The following is an 18,670-nucleotide window of genomic DNA, read 5'->3' as shown; positions in this document are numbered from 1 at the left end:
ATTCCCTCGCCAGCATTTTCAGTCAGGAGAGCCTTGATGGCCAAAATTACCGTCGACCGCCCCCACAACCTGGGGATCGAGGCTGCCCGGGGCAAGGCCGAAAGGCTGGCCGAGCGCCTGGCGCGGGAATACGACGTGCGTTATCAGTGGAACGGCGACACCCTGGAATTCAAGCGCAGTGGCGCCGACGGGCGGATCGCGGTCAGCGAGGATCGCGTTAACCTGCAGCTCAATCTGGGTCTGTTGCTGTCGGTGATGAGCGGCAAGATCAAGAGCGAAATCGAAGAAGTCCTGGATAAGGAATTGCAGGTCTGAACACCAGGTTCAGGCCTGCACTCTCGTAGGGTGGGTCACGCTTCACCGACCCACCATGCGGTACTCCGGGGGATCCTGGGTATCGCCGCGCTCAATCCAGACCATTCGTGAGGCTAGCTCCATACAAGTGTTCGCGAGCCTCTACGGCAGGCGCCGAGGCAACCGAAGCCAGAGCATCCAGCCAATCCCGCTGACCACTGCTCGGCTGCTGCGGCCAGCTCTGAGCCAGCGCCTCCAGGCGAAGCAACTGTTCCCGTTCCGCATCCAACTCCAGCTGTTTGACCCTTTGCCGCAGGTCGGCCAGCGCCGGGTCTTGCTGCGCTGACGTACGCCAGGCCTGGCGCAGTGCTCTGAGCGGTTTGACGACGTCGCGTTGCCAGTGCGCTGCGATCTGCCGTAATTGCGCTTCGAACTCACCGTTATGGGGCGTGCCGAGACGGTCCAGCCACAGGCCACAGAGCAGCAGGCAGACGTCCGTGCCGGCGTCCTGCTGCGTCAGGCAAGCGGCCTCCACACCCGGACGGGCGTACAGCGTGGTGGCGAAATCCCACAGGTCAGCAGTCATGGCACCTTCCGAGTATGCGGCAAGGGACTCTGGTAGAATCCGCCGCCATTATGATCCGACTCCTGAACCTTACCTTACAGCGTGGCCCGCAGCGTCTGCTAGAAGACGCCGAGCTGACCCTGCACGCCGGCCACAAAGCCGGTCTTATCGGTGCCAACGGCGCCGGCAAATCCAGCCTGTTCGCCCTGCTGCGCGGCGAGTTGACCCCGGATGCCGGCGATTGCCTGCTGCCCGGCGACTGGCGCATCGCCCATATGCGTCAGGAGGTCGATAACCTCGAACGTCTGGCCGTGGACTACGTGCTCGACGGTGACCACAACCTGCGCCGCGTGCAGGCTGAGCTGGCGACTGCCGAACAGCGTCAGGACGGCAGCGCCATCGCCCGCCTGCACAGCGAGCTGGACAGCGCCGACGGCTATACCGCCGACGCCCGTGCACGCAAGCTGCTGGCTGGCCTGGGTTTCGACAATGCGCAGATGGGGCAAAGGGTCGGCGACTTCTCCGGTGGCTGGCGCATGCGCCTGAACCTGGCCCAGGCGCTGATGTGTCCGTCCGACCTGCTGCTGCTCGACGAGCCGACCAACCACCTGGATCTGGATGCCATCCTCTGGCTCGAAGGCTGGCTGCAAAGCTATCCCGGCACCTTGCTGCTGATTTCCCACGACCGTGATTTTCTCGATGCGGTGGTCGATCACGTCGCCCATGTCGATCAGCGCAAGCTGACCCTTTATCGCGGCGGCTACAGCGCCTTCGAGCGTACCCGCGCCGAGCGCCTGGCTCAGCAGCAGCAAGCCTACGAGAAACAGCAGGCGCAGCGGGCGCACATGGAAAAGTACATCGCCCGCTTCAAGGCCCAGGCCACCAAGGCGCGCCAGGCACAGAGCCGCATCAAGGCATTGGAACGCATGGAGGAGCTGAGTGCGGCCCATGTCGACTCGCCCTTCGATTTCGTGTTCCGCGAGGCCGACAAGATTTCCACGCCGCTGCTCAGCCTCAGTGAGGGGCGTCTGGGGTATGGCGACAAGACCGTGCTGCAGCCGGTCAAGCTGAGCCTGGTGCCCGGCGCACGGATCGGCCTGCTCGGCCCGAACGGCGCGGGTAAATCGACTCTGATCAAGAACCTTTCCGGTGAGTTGCAGCCCTTGGGCGGCAGCCTGCAGCGTGGCGAGAACCTGGTGATCGGCTACTTCGCCCAGCACCAGCTCGATGCCCTCGACGACAAGGCCAGCCCATTGCTGCACCTGCAACGCATTGCGCCGACCGAGCGCGAGCAGACCCTGCGCGATTTCCTCGGTGGCTTCGATTTCCGTGGGCCGCGCTGCGATGAGCCGGTGCTGAATTTCTCCGGTGGCGAGAAGGCACGCCTGGCTCTGGCGCTGATCGCCTGGGGCAAGCCCAACCTGCTGCTGCTCGACGAACCGACCAACCACCTGGATCTGGAAATGCGCCTGGCGCTGACTATGGCGCTGCAGGAGTTTGCCGGGGCAGTGGTGGTGGTGTCTCACGATCGTCATCTGCTCAAGAGCACCACCGACGAGTTTCTGCTGGTGGCGGATGGGCGCGTGGTGCCGTTCGACGGTGACCTGGAGGATTACGCGCGCTGGCTGGTGGATTATCGTCAGCGGCAGGCGGCTCCGGCGACTGCGGCACCGGCCGGCACCGGCAACGACAAGCGTGGGCAGCGCCAGGCCGCCGCTGCGCTGCGTCAGCAACTGGCGCCGCACAAGAAGGCGGCGGACAAGCTCGAAGCCGAGCTCGGCCAGGTGCAGGGCAAGCTCGCCGCACTGGAAGAGCGCCTGGGCGATAGCGCCATCTACGAGGCGACGCGCAAGGAAGAGCTGCGCCAGGCTCTGGCCGAGCAGGCAGGGCTCAAGAGCCGTGAAGCCGAGTTGGAAGAGCAGTGGCTGGAAGCGCTGGAAACCCTGGAAACCTTGCAACAGGAACTGGAGGCAATAGGTTGAACTTCGATGTCACCGATCTGGCCTGGCTGACGGCCTGGAGCCAGCCACTGATGCGCACCGGTCAGGTGGTGCTGATTCTGGTTCTGGCCTGGCTGGCGCAGCGTATTCTCACCCGCGGCATCACTCGGCTGGGCCACCGTTACCCCCAGCTGCCGGGAGAGCTGCTGGTGCCGTTGCGTGGCCTGACTCGCTGGCTGATCCTCGGCAGCGCCTTCATGCTGGTGCTCGAGCGACTGGGTGTCTCGGCACAGGTTCTGTGGGGCGCCTTGACCGGCTTCGTCGCCGTGGCAGCCATCGCCTTCTTTGCCATCTGGAGCGTGCTGTCGAACCTGTTCTGTGCCTTGCTGATCTTTGCTCTCGGGCCGTTCCGTATCGGCGACTGCGTCGAGGTGCTGGAAAGCGCCGACAAACCCGGCGTACGTGGCCGCGTTCTGGACATCAATCTGTTCTATACCACCCTGGAAGACCTGACCGGTGATGCGCCGGGAACCTGGGTACAGATTCCCAACAGCCTGTTCTTCCAGAAGGCCGTGCGGCGCTGGCGCAACGGCGATGTTCCTGCTCCGCGCAAGATCGAATCCTGATCGTCACTAATTCGAGGTCGTCACTATGGCTCTGGAAACCTGGCTCGCTTTCTTCGTCGCCTGTTGGCTGATCAGCCTGTCGCCGGGAGCCGGTGCCATCGCGTCGATGTCGGCCGGCCTGCAATACGGCTTTCTGCGTGGTTACTGGAACGCACTGGGCCTGCAGCTCGGCCTGGCGCTGCAGATCGCCATCGTCGCGGCCGGCGTCGGCGCGGTGCTGGCGACCTCGGCGCTGGCCTTCAGCCTGATCAAGTGGTTCGGTGTTGCCTACCTGGTGTACCTGGGCTGGCGCCAATGGCGGGCGCTGCCTGCCGACATGAGCATCAGCGGCGAGCGCCCGATTGGCCGGCCGCTGAGCCTGGTGTTGCGCGGCTTTCTGGTGAATTTCGGCAACCCCAAGGCAATCGTGTTCATGCTGGCGGTGCTGCCGCAGTTCATCAACCCCCATGCGCCACTGGTCGAGCAGTACCTGACCATCGGCGTGACCATGATCGTCGTCGACCTGATCGTCATGGCCGGCTATACCGGCCTGGCCGTACGCGTCCTGCGCCTGCTGCGTACGCCGCGCCAGCAACGGATCATGAATCGCAGCTTTGGCGTGCTGTTCGTCGGTGCTGCAGCGTTGCTGGCCACCGTGCGTCGCGCGCCGGTCTGAGGCTGGCGGGTATGCGTGTGTGGATCGATGCCGACGCCTGCCCACGGGCCGCTCGGGATCAGGTGGTCAAGTTCGCCCTCAAGCGTAACTTCAACGTGATCATGGTCGCCGGCCAGGCCCAGCCCAAACCTGCGTTCGCCTGCGTACGGTTGATCGTGGTGCCGAGCGGCCCGGATGCGGCCGACGACTATCTGGTGGAGCATGCGCTGCCGGGTGAACTGGTGATCTGCAGCGATGTGCCGCTGGCTGATCGCCTGGTGAAGAAAGGTGTGGCGGCGCTGGATCCGCGCGGCAAGGAATTCGACGAGCGCAACATGGGCGAGCGTCTGGCGGTGCGCAATCTGTTCACCGACCTGCGTGAGCAGGGGCAGGTCGGTGGTGGTCAGGCCGCCTACGGCGACAGGGATCGGCAGGCTTTCGCCAACTCGCTGGATCGTCTGCTGACGCGCCTGTCACGCGGTTGAATGAGCGGCCGGATCCCGAATCCTAGCCTGGGTTGAGCGAAGCGATACCCGGGGCTGGAAGGTGGCGGATGTAGGCAATCCGACGAGCCGAGATTGGCGCTGAATGGCCTGGTGGGTCGGTAAAGCGTGACCCACCCTACGAAAGGCCAAACGGCAAGCCTGTCACTCGTGGGTCAGTTCCAGCACCCGATCGACCAGCTTATTGATCCCTGATGCTGCCTGGGAGATTGAATTGGCCAGCATGTAAGCCGGGGTGGTCACCAGTTTGCGCTTGGGATCTTCGACGATGTCTTCGACGTTGCACTCGACGTGCTCGGCGCCCATCTTGCCCAGGGCGGCGGCCGTGTCGGCATCATGGCCGATGGTACAGATCACGCCGGCACCGAAGATGCGTGCGGCCAGAGCCGGGGCGATGCAGATCAGCCCTATGGGCTTGGCGGCGCTGACGAACGACTGCGCAGCGGCCAGTACGTCGGCCTGTACGCTACAGTCGCTGCCGCTGCTGGCGAAGTCGGAAAGATTCTTGGCAGCGCCGAAACCACCCGGCAGGATCAGAGCATCGAAGTCGTCGGCACGCAGTTCGCGCACGTCCTTGATATTGCCGCGGGCAATGCGCGCGGACTCCACAAGCACGTTACGCGCCGGCTGCATTTCTTCGCCATTGAGGTGGTTGAGTACGTGTACCTGGTCGATATTGGGCGCGAAGCACTGCACCTCTGCACCGCGCTGGTCGAGACGCAGCAGGGTGATTACGCTCTCGTGGATTTCCGAGCCGTCATAGACGCCACAACCGGAAAGAATCACTGCGACTTTTTTGTTCATCGACCAACTCCTGATGAGGTACGAACCGAGCCCGGATCTGATGTCCGGCGGTCTTGCCTGGGGAAATGTATCTTCTGTTATGACTGGACTGTCAGCCAATTGTTACAGGTGTTTAAGCGTGCGCAGGGCTATCGTCAACCGTCGTGTTTCAGCTGCTGCGCTGTCTGCGACGGTATAGCCAGATGCCAAGGCCGAGAACCAGCAAACCGCCGAACAGGTACAGCTGAACCTGATGCAGCTCGCCAAGCAGGCTTTCGAGTACGCGGCCGAGCTTGTAAGCCAGGGTGCCGAGCACGACGGCCCAGATCGCCGCGCCGATGGCATCGAGGATCACGTAGCGGCGTCGCGGGTAGCCGGAGAGGCCGATAGCCAGTGGCATCACCGTGCGCATGCCGTAGAGGAAACGAAAGCCCAGCACCCACAGATCCGGGTGGCGGCGCAGATACACCAGCGCCTTATCGCTCAGCGCCTGCCACTGCGGGCGGCGATCGAGGATGCGCCGCCCATGACGGCGACCCAGGTGGAACCACAGCTGATCACTGGCGTAGGTGCCGAGAAAGGCGAAAACCATCACCAGCTCGATGTCGAGAATGCCGCGCAACGCCAGGTAGGCCGCCAGCAACAACGACATTTCGCCTTCGAGAAAAGTGCCCAGCGCCAGGGCCGGGTAACCGAAGTGCTGCAGCAGATTTTCCAGCATGCAAGTTGACCGTAGAGGAGAGAGTTCAAGGTACGCCGTTCGACAACGTAAAACAGCATTTGTCGGGAGACTGTGAAATGGCCAGCCGCAGCTTTTTTCCGACTGCGTAGGCTTTTGGCTTTTTCGATGTGCCTTATCAACTGCGACGCACCGTCGCAGTATTCGTTATCGGCGTCATCATTTGGTCATAATGGCGGCTTATAACTGTCACACTTCGCCCGCTCGAGCGGGCCCAGGAGTCTGCCGTGAGCTTTACCCCCGCCAACCGCCTGTTTCCAGCCACCCGCCTGCGTCGCAATCGTCGTGACGACTTTTCCCGGCGTCTGGTGCGTGAGAACGTGCTGACCACCAACGACCTGATCCTGCCGGTATTCGTGCTCGACGGCGAGAATCAGCGTGAAGCGGTGGCGTCCATGCCGGGCGTTGAGCGTCTGTCCATCGACCTCCTGCTGCAGGAAGCGGAAAAGTGGGTAGCGCTGGGTATCCCTGCTCTGGCCCTGTTCCCGGTAACCCCCGCAGAAAAGAAAACCCTCGACGGTCGCGAAGCCTGGAACCCGGATGGCATCGCCCAGCGCGCCACCCGTGCGTTGCGCGCGCGGTTCCCCGAACTCGGGGTGATCACCGACGTGGCCCTCGACCCGTTCACCACCCACGGCCAGGACGGCATTCTTGACGAAGAAGGCTATGTGCAGAACGACATCACCGTCGATGCACTGGTCAAGCAGGCGCTGTCCCATGCTGAAGCCGGCGCCCAGGTGGTGGCACCCTCGGACATGATGGATGGGCGCATTCAGGCCATCCGCGAGGCGCTGGAGCTGGCCGATCACGTCAACGTACGGATCATGGCCTACTCTGCCAAGTACGCCAGCGCCTATTACGGCCCGTTCCGCGATGCGGTGGGTTCCTCGCTGAACCTGGGCAAGGCCAACAAGGCTTCCTACCAGATGGATCCGGCCAACAGTGACGAGGCGCTGCACGAAGTCGCCGCCGACCTGGCCGAAGGCGCCGACATGGTCATGGTCAAGCCGGGCATGCCGTATCTGGACATCGTTCATCGGGTCAAGAACGAATTCAAGGTGCCGACCTTTGTCTATCAGGTCAGTGGCGAATACGCGATGCACATGGCCGCCATTCAGAACGGCTGGCTCAGCGAGGCGGTAATCCTCGAGTCGCTGACGGCCTGCAAACGAGCGGGTGCCGACGGCATCCTCACTTATTTCGCCGTGCGTGCGGCCGAACTCATACGACAGGGGCAATAGCCCCTCCAGGGCATTTCAATGAACAGCGAAGGACTCAGTGAGAACGAACAGCACGATGTACCGGCAGTCAGCCTGCCGGTGATCGACGAGGCGCCGGTGGAAACAGTAGTGGAAACGCCAGTAGTCGAAACCACGGCGGTGGCCGTGGCAGTGCCCAGTCTGGATGACAGTAGCCTGTACATCCATCGCGAGCTGTCGCAGCTGCAGTTCAACATCCGCGTGCTGGAGCAGGCGCTGGACGAGTCCTATCCGCTGCTCGAACGTCTCAAGTTCCTGTTGATCTTCTCCAGCAACCTCGACGAGTTCTTCGAGATCCGCGTCGCCGGGCTGAAGAAGCAGATCAATTTCGCCCGCGAGCAGGCCGGTGCCGACGGCCTGCAGCCGCACCAGGCACTGTCGCGGATTGCCGAGCTGGTACATGAGCAGGTCGGCCGCCAGTACGCCATCCTCAACGACACCCTGTTCCCGGCGCTGGCCAAGCACGGCATCAACTTCGTACGCCGGCGCTACTGGACGACCAAGCTCAAGGCCTGGGTGCGTCGCTACTTCCGCGACGAGATCGCACCGATCATCACGCCGATCGGTCTCGACCCGACTCACCCGTTTCCGCTGCTGGTCAACAAGAGCCTGAACTTCATCGTAGAGCTGGAGGGCGTCGATGCCTTCGGCCGCGACTCTGGTCTGGCGATCATCCCGGCGCCGCGCCTGTTGCCGCGCATCATCAAGGTGCCGGAAGACGTCGGTGGTTCTGGTGCCAACTACGTGTTCCTGTCGTCGATGATCCATGCCCACGCCGACGACCTGTTCCCCGGTATGAAGGTCAAGGGCTGCTACCAGTTCCGCCTGACCCGTAACGCCGACCTGTCGGTGGATACCGAGGACGTCGAAGACCTGGCCCGCGCTCTGCGTGGCGAGTTGTTCAGCCGTCGCTACGGTGACGCTGTGCGCCTGGAAGTGGTCGACACTTGCCCGAAACACCTCACCGATCAGTTGCTCAAGCAGTTCGGCCTGTCGGAGCACGAGCTTTACCAGGTCAACGGCCCGGTCAACCTGACCCGCCTGTTCAGTATCACCGGTCTGGATAGCCATCCGGAACTGCAGAATCTGCCCTTCACGCCGGTGATCCCCAAGCTGCTACAGAACAGCGAGAACCTGTTCAGCGTGATCAGCAAGCAGGATATCCTGCTGTTGCACCCCTTCGAGTCCTTCACCCCGGTGGTGGACATGTTGCGCCAGGCGGCCAAGGATCCCCATGTCCTCGCGATCAAGCAGACGCTGTATCGCTCGGGCGCCAACTCGGAGATCGTCGATGCGCTGGTGGAGGCCGCGCGCAACGGCAAGGAAGTCACCGCAGTGATCGAGTTGCGCGCGCGTTTTGACGAGGAGTCCAACCTGGCCCTGGCCAGCCGTCTGCAGGCTGCAGGCGCGGTGGTGATCTACGGTGTGGTGGGTTTCAAGACCCACGCCAAGATGATGCTCATTCTGCGTCGTGAGAATGGTGAGATTCGCCGCTATGCGCACCTGGGCACTGGCAACTACCACGCCGCCAACGCACGTCTATATACCGACTACAGCCTGCTCACTGCCGATGTGGCGCTGGGGGAGGATGTGTCCAAGCTGTTCAGCCAACTGATCGGCATGGGCAAGACCCTGCGCATGAAGAAGCTTCTGCATGCACCCTTTACCCTGAAGAAAGCCCTGCTCGACCTGATCGCCAAGGAAACCCACCTGGCCAGCGAGGGCAAGCCGGCGCATATCATCGCCAAGTTCAACTCGCTGACCGATCCGAAGATCATTCGCGCGCTGTACAAGGCCAGCCAGACTGGCGTGAGGATCGATCTTGTGGTGCGCGGCATGTGCTGCCTGCGTCCGGGGATTCCGGGGGTATCGCACAATATCCAGGTGCGCTCGATCATCGGTCGCTTCCTCGAGCACACCCGGGTGTTCTACTTCCTCAATGGCGGCGAAGAGAAGATCTACCTGTCCAGCGCCGACTGGATGGAGCGTAACCTCGACAAGCGGGTGGAGACCTGCTTCCCGGTAGAGGGCAAGAAGCTCATCACCCGGGTCAAGAAGGAGCTGGAGGCCTACCTGACGGACAACACTCATGCCTGGGTACTGCAGCCTGACGGACGCTACCTGCGGATTTCCCCGACCGGCAACCAGAACTCGCGCAGCGCTCAGGCCAGCCTGCTGGAAAAGCTCAGCGCACCGGTGATCATTCCGCGCTGAGTCGCCTTTAGGCGATATTCGGCGTTGCGGCATGGTGGGTTACGGCGTAGCAGGAATTGCATGCGCCGGGCTGCCTGGAACAGGCACCTAACCTGCGCGGCCCGACCCACCCTACGGTTTCTCCCGTGCGATTGAAATTCAATCAGCCGGGTCAAAACCACGCCTCGTTCATCGCCAGGCACGTATCGTCGCGCCGCTCCAGCAGATCCAGGTCGTGATGACAGCCCGGTACTTCGCGGAGCAGGAAGTAGCGCGCGGCCTGCAGCTTGCCGCGGTAGAAGTCGGCGTCCGCCGGGTTACCGCTCTGTCGACCGCCCTCGGCGTGGATGGCCTGTTCCAGCCAGCGCCAGCCGATCACCATATGCCCAAACACCTTGAGATACAGCGCCGAGTCTGCCAGGGCGCTGTTGAGGCGACCCTGCTGCAGATCGCCAAGCAGCGCCAGCGTCACGTTCGACAGGCGCGCCAGTAATTTTTCCAGCGGCTGACGCAGTGCGTCCAGTTCGGTAAAGGGCTCGGCGCGCTGGCAGGTATCGATGATCTGTCGGCTCAACGCCTTGAGCGCCGCGCCACTCTGCTGGCCGACCTTGCGCCCCAGCAGGTCGAGTGACTGAATGCCGTGGGTGCCTTCGTGGAGCGGATTGAGGCGGTTATCGCGGTAATACTGTTCCACCGGGTGATCGCGGGTATAACCGTGGCCGCCGAGAATCTGGATTGCCAGGGCATTGGCCTGGAGGCAGTACTCGGACGGCCAGGATTTGGCCACCGGGGTCAGCAGGTCGAGCAGTTGCCCCGCCTGCTCGCGCTGCTCGGCGTCTACCAGGGTCTGGCTATCGTCGAACAGACGGGCGCAATACAAAGCAAGATCGAAGGCACCTTCCACGTAGGCCTTCTGGGTGAGCAGCATACGGCGCACGTCGGCGTGCTCGATGATCGCCACCTGATCACTTGCCGAACTCTTGCCGTCGGGCAGGCGGCCCTGCGTACGCTGGCGTGCATATTCCAGAGAGTACAGATAACCGGCGTAGCCGAGCATCACTGCACCCATGCCGACACCGATGCGCGCCTCGTTCATCATCTGGAACATGTAGGACAGGCCTGCGTGTGGTTTGCCCACCAGATAGCCGACACAGTTACCTTGATCGCCGAAATTCAGCGCCGTGGACGTGGTGCCACGCCAGCCCATCTTGTGGAACAGACCCGCCAGGGTCACGTCGTTGCGTGGGCCCTGGTTGCCATCTTCATTGATCAGAAATTTCGGCACGATGAACAGCGAGATGCCTTTCACCCCGGCGGGTGCATCGGGCAGTCGGGCCAGCACCAGATGGACGATGTTTTCGCTCAGCCCATGGTCGCCACCGGAGATGAAGATCTTGTTGCCCTTGAGGCGGTAGCTGCCGTCGGCCGCCGGCTCGGCGCGGGTGCGAATGTCGGCGAGGGAAGAGCCGGCGTGGGGCTCGGTCAGGGCCATGGTGCCGAAGAAGCGACCCTCGATCATCGGCTGCAGGAAGCGGCGCTTCTGCGCCTCATCGCCGAAGGCTTCGATGAGGTTGGCGGCCGCCATGGTCAGCAGCGGGTAGGAGGCCGTGGCGATGTTGGCCGCCTGGAAATGCGCGAAACAAGCCTGGGACAACAGGTTGGGCAACTGCATGCCGCCTGCCTCGAAGTCTCTGGTCGCGTTCAGAAAGCCGGCATCGATAAAGGCCTGCAGCGCGGGTTTGACTTCGGCGATCAGTTGCGCGGTGCCTTCGACATACTGCGGCTCATGTTCGTCGCCTTTGCGGTTGTGCGTGGCGAACAGCTCCTCGGCAATGCTGCGCGCGGTCTCCAGCGCCGCCTCGAAGGTTTCCCGGTTGTGCTCGTTGAACCGCTGGCGGCTGGTGAGTGCTTCGGCGTTCAGCACTTCATAGAGTTCGAACGCCAGATTGCGGGCGCTGAGCAAGGTCTCGGGCATGATGTCTCTCCGGTTGTATAAGGCCAGTCTAGGGAGCTGCGCGTACGCCGCCAGCATCATCGACAGCCGTGATGCCGAGGAACAAGCCGGACGCTGCCCGGCCAATCCATGCCAGGCGCTGCACCGCGGGCGCAGGACGGCTACAATTCGCCCCCTGCTCAGGAGTCGATGATGAATTACCGCCACGCCTTCCATGCCGGCAACCATGCCGATGTGTTGAAACACCTGGTGCTGTGCCGTCTGTTCGCCCTGCTGGCGCGCAAGGAGGCGCCCTATGCCTACCTCGATAGCCATGCTGGCGTTGGTCTGTACGACCTTGCGGGGGATCAGGCCAGTCGCACTGGCGAATGGCGTGAAGGGATAGGCCGCCTGTGGGAGGCCACGGATGTGCCGGATCCACTGCTCGATTACCTGGAAGTGATCCGCACGATGAACCCCGATGGCGTCCTGCGTCATTATCCCGGTTCGCCGGAGCTGGCGCGCTTGCAGACCCGTGAGCAGGATCGCCTGCACCTGAACGAAAAACATCCCGAGGACGGTCGCCTGCTCAAGGAGAACATGGCAGGCGACCGCCGCGTTGCCGTGCACCTGGGCGAGGGCTGGCACGTGCCACGAGCCCTGCTGCCGAGCCGCGAGAAGCGCGCGGTATTGCTGATCGATCCGCCCTTCGAAAAGGCCGACGAACTCGAACGCTGCGTGACAGCGCTTAATGAGGCCATCGGACGCATGCGCCAGACCGTGGTCGCGATCTGGTATCCGATCAAGGACGAGCGTCAGCTCAAGCGTTTCTACCGCGATATGGAAAAGAGCACGGCACCCAAGCTGCTGCGTGTCGAACTGTTCGTGCACCCGGCCGACGAGGCGCAGCGCCTCAACGGCTCCGGCCTGCTGATCAGCAATCCACCTTGGGGGCTGGAAGACGAACTACGTGCGCTACTGCCCTGGTTGACCGAGCGCCTTGCTCAGAGCCAGGGCAGCTTCCGCCTGGACTGGCTGATCGCGGAGTAGGGGCTACCCGGCTGGCCGACGGCTTCAAGGCGTAAGCAGACGTAGGGTGGATGACGCTCTTTTCATCCACCATTGCGATCGCTAGGTTGGTGGACGGATCGGGCCGCGCAGGTGAAGCGTCGTCCACCCTACGTCATGAAGCCCACCAAATCGAATGTCCGCTTTCGCCTTATCACTGCCACGATCAGACGTAAATCTCGGGACTTTCTAACGCCGTCGAGAGTCGACGTAATAGCTCAGCTGTTGGCGCGGGTTCAGGTATTCGCGGGCTTGCGGTGGCAGTTGCGAAGCACGCAAGCTGCTGGCGATGCTCAGCGCCGGTTCCCGTGCCAGGTCGATGATCAGCGTTTCTTCCTTGGGCGCATGGGGCGTGTCCTTTCCATCGGAGCCTGTGTTGTGATGACCGGCCGTATAGGACTACTGCGGTGCTCAGGCTGGCAGGCACACTCCGGTTCCGCCCAGGCCGCAATAGCCTTCCGGATTCTTCGCCAGGTACTGCTGGTGGTAGGCCTCGGCGTAATAGAAGGGCGGTGCCGGGGCGATTTCCGTGGTGATCTCGCCAAAGCCGGATTTCTCCAGTTCGTTCTGGAACTGCGCCTGACTACGGCGGGCAATCTCGAGCTGCTGTTCATCCGTGCAGTAGATGGCCGAGCGGTACTGGCTGCCGATGTCGTTGCCCTGACGCATACCCTGAGTCGGGTTGTGCACTTCCCAGAACACCTTGAGCAGCTCTTCATAGCTGGTTTGTTGCGGGTCGAACACGACCAGCACCACCTCGGCATGGCCCGTCAGGCCTGAGCAGGTTTCCTCGTAGGTCGGGTTGGGTGTGTGACCACCGGCATAGCCCACGGCGGTCGTCCACACACCAGGCTGCTGCCAGAAGCGGCGCTCGGCGCCCCAGAAACAACCCAGCCCGAACAGCGCGGTCTGCAGGCCCGCGGGGAATGGGCCCTGCAGCGGGTTGCCGTTGATGTAATGGGCTTCGGGCACCGAAATCGGCGTATCGCGACCAGGCAAAGCCTGTTCGGCACTGGGCAGTTCGAGTTTGTGAGCGAGAATTTGCGAGCGTAAGACCATGGGGCATGTTCTCCGAATCGTTGTTTGGGGTAGACCGCGGCGTCTGCTGGACGTGCCGTTCAGCGTGTGGGGCGCCGCGGGTAGCGCTTCAGGCTTTCTACCAGATCGCGTCCCGCTATGGGGCGGTCGAACAGGTAGCCCTGGCCGATATCGCAGTGCTGACGGCGCAGGAAGTTCAACTGGGCCGGGGTTTCGATACCTTCGGCGACCACTTTGAGCTTGAGGTTGTGAGCCATGGCGATCACCGCTGAGGTGATTTCCATGTCGTCCTGATTTTCCGGAATGTCCTTGATGAAGCTGCGGTCGATCTTGATCACGTCGATCGGGAATTTCTTCAGGTAGCTGAGCGACGAGTAGCCGGTGCCGAAGTCGTCCATGGCCAGAGTCAGGCCCAGTTGTTTCAAACGGCTTAGCTGGCTGCGGGTGTCTTCGGTGGCTTCCAGCAGCAGGCCTTCGGTGAGCTCCAGTTCGAGCATCTGTGGCGGCAATTGCTCCTCGTCGAGGATGGCGGCGATCGAACCGACCAGATCCGGGTCGCTGAACTGCTTGGGCGACAGGTTGATCGCCACCTGCAGGTTGCCCAGCCCCACGGCGGTGAGCTGCTTGCTCATGCGGCAGGCCTGGCGCACCACCCATTTGCCGATGGGAATGATCAAGCCGGTTTCTTCGGCCACGCTGATGAACTGATCCGGGCGGATCATGCCTTTTTCCGGGTGTTGCCAGCGCAGCAAGGCTTCCACGCCCAGCAACTGCCCGGTTTTCAGGCAAAGCTTGGGCTGATAGAACACTTCCAGTTCGTTCTGCGTCAGGGCGCGGCGCAGGTTGTTTTCCACGAACAGCTTGTAGTTGGCTTCGGCATTGAGAACGTCGGTGAACACCTGCAACTGATGCTTGCCGTTGGCCTTGGCTTTGTGCAACGCCAGGCCGGCATGTTTCATCAGCGTCTGTGGATCCTCGCCGTGTTCGGGCGAACAGGCCAGGCCTACGGATCCCGTGAGGTTGATCAACTGGTTATCGACGAACAACGGTTTGTCCAGGGTTTCCAGCACCTGCTGAGCGATGAGCTGACCCCGCTCGCTTTGGCAGTTGTCGAGCAGGATGGCGAATTCGTTGCTGGCGAAGCGCGCCAGGGTGCCTTCGCCGCCGAAGCTGTTGCGCAGGCGTTTGGCCAGGCTTACCAGCAACTTGTCGCCGGTCTGGTGGCCGAGGGTGTCGTTGATGCGCTTGAAGTTATCGATGTCGACCAGCAGCAGGCTGACCGGAGAGCTGCCGCTGCTGGCGAAGCGTTTTTCCAGGGCGCGGATGAAGGCGTAGCGGTTACCCAGACCCGTGAGGTTATCGCTGTAGGCCAGGCGCTCGATGCGTTGTTGGGACTGCTTGGTTACGGTGATGTCTTCGTAGATGCCGATGTAATGGGTCAGGGTGCCGTCGTCCGCATGCACCTTGGAAATCGAGAACTGCCCCCAGTAGGGTTCCAGGTTCTTGCGCCGGCTCTTGAACTCGCCCTGCCAGCTGTTCTGTTCGGCCAGCCCGGAGGTGCTGTCGAATAGCAGATCACTGAGATTTTCCAGGGCTGGCAGCTCGGCAAGCTGACGGCCCTGCACCTCGTCGGCGCTGTACTGGGTAATTGCTGTGAAACTCGGGTTGACGTACTCCACCATGCCGTCGCGATTGAGCAGGATGAAGGCGCTGGCGCTCTGCTCTACGGCGCGCTGGAACAGGTACAGGGCACTGGTGGTGTTGCGCCGCTCCTGATTGCTCAGCACGTTGGCATATTGATCCGCCAGCTCGCCGGCGAAAGCTATTTCGTCCGCCTGCCAGATACGTGGCCCGCCGGTATGTTCCAGGCAGAGCACGGCGACCAGTTCACCGCCGACACGGATACTGGCATCGAGTATGGCGGTGATCGCTTCGGGGCGCAGATAGTCATCGCGCAGCTCACTGGTGCGCGGATCGTTTTCGGCGTCATGAGCATTCAGCGAGCGACTTTCCTTCAGGGCGCGAAGGTAGTTCGGATAACGACGCCCATCGATCGGCAACGGTATTTCGTAGTGATTCTGATCCAGCAGGTAAAGTGCCACGGGATCGAGGGTATCGCCATTGATATGCCAGATGCCGGCTCGGGCGACCCTGTAGATCTCACAGGCGCTACGGGTGATCAGCTCGGCCGCTTCACGTGTCGGGTCGCTGCCCTGATAGCGTTGGCTGGCCAGGCGCACGATGAGTTGTTGCTGGGCGAGAGAACGCAATTGATGCTGCTGTAGCTCAGCCTGGCTTCGCTGGAAGTGCTCCAGCGAGTCCAGAGCCTCGGTAGGCGCTGGTGGCTCAGCCGTGGAGAGATCCGCGTTGTCGTCGCCGATGATCATCAGGTAGCCGCGCAGCAGATGTCGTCCGCGCTGCCTGAACGGCTCGCCGAGCTCCATCAACCTCAGCGGGCCTTGAGGTGTATGCAGGGTGTAGCGCACCAGGTAGTGAGCACTTTCCGACAATTGTTGCTGAATGGCATCGTGCAGGCGGTAGCGCGTTTCCGGCTCCATCAGGCTGGCGTAGGGGGTTTCCACCAGCGTGCAGAGATCACTGGCAGAAATCCCGAACTGCTTTTCGCAGGACGCGTCGAGAAACAGCAGAAGCCAGTTCGCTTCGTTCATCCGCTCGAAACGCATCATGCCGAGCCGAGAAGGCACGGGCAGTTGCGTCACGACCTCGGCCGTTACACGGCTCGCGGTATCGGGATGGCTTTTCATCGAATGGCTGTATCCATCTGCTGGCGCAGGCAACGCCTGGCCTTTTCACTATAGCGCTAACGAGGGGTGTTGCCGCATCTCCCTGGCCGCTGTGAGGCGGTAATGGCGCCTAGGTTGCACCATGGTGTGACGGCTGACAAGAAATCTAGTGGCATTGTGATGTCTTTCTTTTAACGTGCTGATTTTAAATAAATAATTATTTTATTTTGATGACTATCAAGCTTGTTCTGGCGTCTTCGAACGCGGCGGTTACCGTGAAAACAGGCAAAAAAAACCCCGCCTGATCGGGCGGGGTCGAGGGTACGAGCGTGGCGCTCGAAAATGGTTCGTTTACAGCAGCATGGTGCGGATATCGGTCAGTACATCGCCCAGGCGCTTGGTGAAGCGTGCGGCGGCTGCACCATTGATCACGCGGTGATCGTAGGACAGCGACAGCGGCAGCATCAGCTTGGGCTGGAAGGCTTTGCCATCCCATACCGGCTGGATGGTTGCCTTGCTGACACCGAGGATCGCCACTTCCGGTGCGTTGACGATCGGCGTGAAGCCGGTGCCGCCAATGTGACCGAGGCTGGAGATGGTGAAGCAGGCGCCCTGCATGTCGTCAGCCGAGAGCTTCTTGTTGCGCGCTTTTTCCGCCAGTGCGGCGGCTTCGGCAGCCAGTTGCAGCAGGCTCTTCTGGTCGACGTTCTTGATCACCGGCACCAGCAGGCCATCCGGAGTATCGACGGCGAAGCCGATGTGCACGTATTTCTTGCGGATCACGGCCTTGCCGCTCGGAGCCAACGAACTGTTGAAGTCCGGCAGTTCCTTGAGCAGGTAAGCGCAGGCCTTGAGCAACAGCGGCAGAACGGTCAGCTTGACGCCGGCTTTCTCGGCGACGGCCTTCTGGGCGACGCGGAAAGCTTCCAGCTCGGTGATGTCTGCCGAGTCGAACTGCGTCACGTGCGGCACGTTCAGCCAGCTGCGGTGCAGGTTGGCAGCACCGACCTGCATCAGGCGGGTCATCGGCACTTCTTCGATTTCACCGAACTTGCTGAAATCGATGGTCGGGATCGGCGGAATGCCTGCACCGCCGGTAGCGCCAGCCGCTGCTGCGGCAGGAGCCGATTTGGCCTTCTGCAGCTCGGCCTTGACGTAGACCTGCACGTCTTCCTTGAGGATGCGACCTTTCGGGCCGGTACCTGCCACGGCGCTCAGCTCGACGCCGAATTCGCGGGCCAGCTGGCGCACGGCCGGGCCGGCGTGCACTTTGCTGCCGTCTCGGCTTGGCGTGGCCGCTGGAGCGGCCTGCGGTGCGGCCTGCGGTGCGGCCTTGGCGGGTACCGAACCCTGGACGTTGGCCGCTTTGGTCTGTTCCGGGGCGGCAGCTGGAGCCTGAGCGGCGGCCGCGGGTTTGGCGGCTGCCTTGCCCTGGACTTTCAGCACCAGGATCAGGTCGCCGGTCTTGGCCTGATCACCGACCTTGATGGCGATGCTCTCGATAACCCCGGCCTTGGGGGCCGGGATCTCCATGCTGGCCTTGGCCGATTCCAGCACGATCAGCGACTGTTCGGTTTCGACGCTGTCGCCAACCTTGACCAGCACTTCGATCACGCCAGCAGCGTCTTCGCCAATATCCGGAATACGCACTTCTTCACTGCTTTCGCCTGCCGGCTCTTCTTCGACTGCCGCAGGAGCGGCGGCTTCGGCAGGGGCAGCAGCACTTGGTGCGGCAGCCGGAGCGCTGGCAGCCTGCTTCGGCTGTGCGCCAGCAGCGCCTTTGAGTATCAGGATCAGGTCGCCGGTACCGACTTCGTCACCAACCTTGATCGACACGCTCTCCACCACGCCTGCGGCGGGCGAGGGGATTTCCATGCTGGCCTTGTCGGACTCGAGGGTGATCAGCGATTGATCGGCCTCAATGGTGTCGCCCGGCTTGACCGACACTTCGATCACGCTGGCCTTGGCGCTGGAACCGATGTCCGGCACCTTGACTTCCTGAGGCTCGGCACTGCCCGCCGACTGAGCCTGTGGCTCGGCGGCTTGCTGCGCTGCAGCGGCAGGTTCTGCCTGGGCAGGCGCCTGCTCTTGCTTGGCCGGAGCGGCCTCGGCATCGCCTTCCACGTCCAGTTCGAGCAGTTCGTCGCCTTCTTTCAGGTTATCGCCCAGCTTGACTTTCAGGCTCTTGACGACGCCGGCTTTGGGGGCCGGAATCTCCATGCTGGCCTTGTCCGACTCGAGGGTCAGCAGGCTTTGATCTGCCTCGATGCGGTCGCCAACCTTGACGAACAACTCGATGACTTCACCCTCACCACCGCCGATGTCGGGTACGCGAATCAATTCACTCACAA

General features: G+C 62.3%; 15 protein-coding genes. 8 read left to right on the top strand and 7 right to left on the bottom strand.

The window, feature by feature from the left end; genetic code table 11:
- Nucleotides 1–36 precede the first annotated feature (36 nt).
- A complete protein-coding gene (locus DNK06_RS01020; RefSeq protein ID WP_131178189.1) occupies nucleotides 37–315 on the top strand; it encodes a polyhydroxyalkanoic acid system family protein in 279 nt (92 codons plus the stop codon).
- Between the two features lie 91 nt (nucleotides 316–406).
- Here DNK06_RS01020 and DNK06_RS01015 read toward each other — a convergent pair whose 3' ends face one another.
- The gene (locus DNK06_RS01015) at nucleotides 407–880 is read right to left on the bottom strand and encodes a TIGR02444 family protein (RefSeq protein WP_131178188.1); all 474 of its coding nucleotides are present in this window, start codon (nucleotides 878–880) and stop codon (nucleotides 407–409) included.
- A gap of 50 nt (nucleotides 881–930) precedes the next feature.
- On the opposite strand from DNK06_RS01015, the gene DNK06_RS01010 reads away from it, so the two are divergent.
- Genes DNK06_RS01010 through DNK06_RS00995 form a run of 4 tightly spaced genes read left to right on the top strand, consistent with a single transcriptional unit; the run spans nucleotide 931 to nucleotide 4,544 of the window.
- Entirely contained in the window at nucleotides 931–2,841 is a 1,911-nt protein-coding gene (locus tag DNK06_RS01010) for an ATP-binding cassette domain-containing protein (protein WP_131178187.1), read from the top strand.
- Nucleotides 2,842–2,891: 50 nt separating this feature from the next.
- Nucleotides 2,892–3,425 (top strand): mechanosensitive ion channel family protein, encoded by a 534-nt coding sequence (locus tag DNK06_RS01005; protein WP_131178335.1) that lies wholly within the window; start codon nucleotides 2,892–2,894, stop codon nucleotides 3,423–3,425.
- A 25-nt stretch (nucleotides 3,426–3,450) separates the two neighbouring features.
- On the top strand, nucleotides 3,451–4,080 hold the full coding sequence (gene rhtB, locus DNK06_RS01000) for a homoserine/homoserine lactone efflux protein (protein ID WP_131178186.1): 630 nt from the start codon (nucleotides 3,451–3,453) through the stop codon (nucleotides 4,078–4,080).
- Nucleotides 4,081–4,091: 11 nt separating this feature from the next.
- The gene (locus tag DNK06_RS00995; protein WP_131178185.1) at nucleotides 4,092–4,544 is read left to right on the top strand and encodes a YaiI/YqxD family protein; all 453 of its coding nucleotides are present in this window, start codon (nucleotides 4,092–4,094) and stop codon (nucleotides 4,542–4,544) included.
- A 162-nt stretch (nucleotides 4,545–4,706) separates the two neighbouring features.
- Here DNK06_RS00995 and elbB read toward each other — a convergent pair whose 3' ends face one another.
- Together elbB and DNK06_RS00985 are read right to left on the bottom strand one after the other, a co-directional pair.
- Complete coding sequence (gene elbB, locus DNK06_RS00990) at nucleotides 4,707–5,366, bottom strand: isoprenoid biosynthesis glyoxalase ElbB (RefSeq protein ID WP_131178184.1); 660 nt, start codon at nucleotides 5,364–5,366, stop codon at nucleotides 4,707–4,709.
- Nucleotides 5,367–5,514: 148 nt separating this feature from the next.
- A complete protein-coding gene (locus DNK06_RS00985; protein ID WP_131178183.1) occupies nucleotides 5,515–6,066 on the bottom strand; it encodes a DedA family protein in 552 nt (183 codons plus the stop codon).
- A 245-nt stretch (nucleotides 6,067–6,311) separates the two neighbouring features.
- On the opposite strand from DNK06_RS00985, the gene hemB reads away from it, so the two are divergent.
- Both hemB and ppk1 read left to right on the top strand, forming a co-directional pair.
- On the top strand, nucleotides 6,312–7,325 hold the full coding sequence (gene hemB, locus DNK06_RS00980) for a porphobilinogen synthase (RefSeq protein WP_131178182.1): 1,014 nt from the start codon (nucleotides 6,312–6,314) through the stop codon (nucleotides 7,323–7,325).
- Nucleotides 7,326–7,343: 18 nt separating this feature from the next.
- Complete coding sequence (gene ppk1, locus DNK06_RS00975; RefSeq protein ID WP_131178181.1) at nucleotides 7,344–9,557, top strand: polyphosphate kinase 1; 2,214 nt, start codon at nucleotides 7,344–7,346, stop codon at nucleotides 9,555–9,557.
- 151 nt (nucleotides 9,558–9,708) lie between these two features.
- On the opposite strand, the gene DNK06_RS00970 is transcribed toward ppk1, so the two are convergent.
- Nucleotides 9,709–11,511: an acyl-CoA dehydrogenase family protein gene (locus tag DNK06_RS00970; RefSeq protein WP_131178180.1), complete on the bottom strand. Its 1,803-nt coding sequence runs from the start codon at nucleotides 11,509–11,511 to the stop codon at nucleotides 9,709–9,711.
- A gap of 171 nt (nucleotides 11,512–11,682) precedes the next feature.
- Between DNK06_RS00970 and DNK06_RS00965 the strand changes: the two genes are divergently transcribed.
- On the top strand, nucleotides 11,683–12,519 hold the full coding sequence (locus DNK06_RS00965) for a 23S rRNA (adenine(2030)-N(6))-methyltransferase RlmJ (RefSeq protein WP_131178179.1): 837 nt from the start codon (nucleotides 11,683–11,685) through the stop codon (nucleotides 12,517–12,519).
- A gap of 429 nt (nucleotides 12,520–12,948) precedes the next feature.
- Here DNK06_RS00965 and msrA read toward each other — a convergent pair whose 3' ends face one another.
- The 3 genes from msrA to aceF form a co-directional block, all read right to left on the bottom strand.
- Nucleotides 12,949–13,596: a peptide-methionine (S)-S-oxide reductase MsrA gene (msrA, locus tag DNK06_RS00955; RefSeq protein ID WP_131178178.1), complete on the bottom strand. Its 648-nt coding sequence runs from the start codon at nucleotides 13,594–13,596 to the stop codon at nucleotides 12,949–12,951.
- Between the two features lie 59 nt (nucleotides 13,597–13,655).
- Nucleotides 13,656–16,340 carry a sensor domain-containing phosphodiesterase gene (locus DNK06_RS00950; RefSeq protein ID WP_131178177.1) on the bottom strand — a complete coding sequence of 895 codons (2,685 nt, stop codon included), beginning with the start codon at nucleotides 16,338–16,340 and terminating at the stop codon, nucleotides 13,656–13,658.
- Nucleotides 16,341–16,670: 330 nt separating this feature from the next.
- Complete coding sequence (gene aceF / locus DNK06_RS00945) at nucleotides 16,671–18,668, bottom strand: dihydrolipoyllysine-residue acetyltransferase (protein WP_131178176.1); 1,998 nt, start codon at nucleotides 18,666–18,668, stop codon at nucleotides 16,671–16,673.
- Nucleotides 18,669–18,670: the final 2 nt, after the last annotated feature.

Source organism: Phytopseudomonas daroniae, from assembly GCF_004327285.1.
GTDB classification, from domain to species: Bacteria; Pseudomonadota; Gammaproteobacteria; order Pseudomonadales; family Pseudomonadaceae; genus Aquipseudomonas; species Aquipseudomonas daroniae.
Note: the sequence above shows the minus strand (reverse complement) of the source record. Positions and strands in the feature narration are given on the sequence as shown.

Coding starts and splice junctions, on each gene's coding strand:
- DNK06_RS01020 (WP_131178189.1), top strand. CDS start 37: ATGGCCAAAATTACCGTCGACCGCCCCCACAACCTGGGGATCGAGGCT.
- DNK06_RS01015 (WP_131178188.1), bottom strand. CDS start 880: ATGACTGCTGACCTGTGGGATTTCGCCACCACGCTGTACGCCCGTCCG.
- DNK06_RS01010 (WP_131178187.1), top strand. CDS start 931: ATGATCCGACTCCTGAACCTTACCTTACAGCGTGGCCCGCAGCGTCTG.
- DNK06_RS01005 (WP_131178335.1), top strand. CDS start 2,892: ATGCGCACCGGTCAGGTGGTGCTGATTCTGGTTCTGGCCTGGCTGGCG.
- rhtB (WP_131178186.1), top strand. CDS start 3,451: ATGGCTCTGGAAACCTGGCTCGCTTTCTTCGTCGCCTGTTGGCTGATC.
- DNK06_RS00995 (WP_131178185.1), top strand. CDS start 4,092: ATGCGTGTGTGGATCGATGCCGACGCCTGCCCACGGGCCGCTCGGGAT.
- elbB (WP_131178184.1), bottom strand. CDS start 5,366: ATGAACAAAAAAGTCGCAGTGATTCTTTCCGGTTGTGGCGTCTATGAC.
- DNK06_RS00985 (WP_131178183.1), bottom strand. CDS start 6,066: ATGCTGGAAAATCTGCTGCAGCACTTCGGTTACCCGGCCCTGGCGCTG.
- ppk1 (WP_131178181.1), top strand. CDS start 7,344: ATGAACAGCGAAGGACTCAGTGAGAACGAACAGCACGATGTACCGGCA.
- DNK06_RS00970 (WP_131178180.1), bottom strand. CDS start 11,511: ATGCCCGAGACCTTGCTCAGCGCCCGCAATCTGGCGTTCGAACTCTAT.
- DNK06_RS00965 (WP_131178179.1), top strand. CDS start 11,683: ATGAATTACCGCCACGCCTTCCATGCCGGCAACCATGCCGATGTGTTG.
- msrA (WP_131178178.1), bottom strand. CDS start 13,596: ATGGTCTTACGCTCGCAAATTCTCGCTCACAAACTCGAACTGCCCAGT.
- DNK06_RS00950 (WP_131178177.1), bottom strand. CDS start 16,340: ATGAAAAGCCATCCCGATACCGCGAGCCGTGTAACGGCCGAGGTCGTG.